Origin of the sequence: Candidatus Nitrosotalea sp. FS, from assembly GCF_011319475.1 — an archaeon.
Classification (GTDB): domain Archaea; phylum Thermoproteota; class Nitrososphaeria; order Nitrososphaerales; family Nitrosopumilaceae; genus Nitrosotalea.
In genome coordinates, this window is the sequence record NZ_RCMC01000213.1 from 1 (window position 1) to 1,134 (window position 1,134).

General features: G+C 40.5%; 1 protein-coding gene. It reads right to left on the reverse strand.

All coding sequences use genetic code 11. The annotated features are described in order from the left end of the window. Positions 1–91: 91 nt before the first annotated feature. A complete protein-coding gene (locus DYY66_RS08105) occupies positions 92–526 on the reverse strand; it encodes a hypothetical protein (RefSeq protein WP_166287959.1) in 435 nt (144 codons plus the stop codon). Positions 527–1,134: the final 608 nt, after the last annotated feature.

The following is a 1,134-nucleotide window of genomic DNA, read 5'->3' on the forward strand; positions in this document are numbered from 1 at the left end:
GCAATAACAAACCAGACAAACCAGCCATACAGATTTGTCTCACTCACTGTGTTTTTTGCCATAGGAGTGGGGGTTTTGCTATCAAACAGAATCAGGAAGCAGGTCGAAGTATCGTCCAGTAAGTAGTAACCTTGTCTCCTTTTACAACTGGATAGCCGTCATGGTCTGCAAGAGCCAAGATCTCGTGTGAATTGCCACTATCTGCAGAGACGAAATTCTCTGATACAATTGTAGGAGATGTATGCACCAGTACATCAGTTGCCTTGATTAATTCATACTTTTGATCTCCAAACATTACTATTTTTTTGTGCAAGATTGGTGCGTTGGTATCCAAAAGTGAGTTCAGGCTTGCATAGTCCGTTATGATAACCTTGTCAGTCTCAAGATATGAAACCAATGCTCCGTCGGAATTTTCCACTTTGATCTGTACATGGATTGCAATATTATTTTGAGGAGTCTGTGCATATGAATTCGAAAATGATACCATTAAGACAAGTGCAATGGTAATGCCAAGTAGTAATTTCACTAGACTAGAAATTCATCCAAGGCTAAATAAACTTGGCTTTGTGTTTTGAAATGATTTTGCAAAAAATCACTTGATTACTTTTTTGTCAAGCAGATACTGGATTGAGTTGACATAGTCATAGTCTGATATGATTCCCTGCGACCACCACTCTGCCGCTTTTTTTTGCCATGACGGAATTTCAAATGTACTAGACGGTGTGATCTGTCCGCTTGTTTTTACAAGTCCACTTGTTATTAGATATTGAATATCCTTGCTAAATGCTACATTGTCTACTGCTCCATCATGCCACTTTCTTGCTGTATCTTTTAGCCAGAACGGAATCTGTGTTGTGGCTGTATTCTCAATCTGTTGCTTTAGCTTGTTTGCAAGTGCGATTCGCTGCTTGATCTGTTCTTGGATTGATGTCTGGTCATCTGGAACCGGTGATGGGTTTTGTGCACTTTGTGCAGAAGGTTGAGGTGCAGAAGGAGATTGTGTACTGGGTTGGGATTGAGACGGTTGTGTAGTTTGAGACNGTTGAGATTGAGACGGTTGTGTAGTTTGAGACGGTGTGGGAGTTGATTGTATTTCCTTGAAGATTACATTTGCAGTTGCTGTTGCAAGTATCG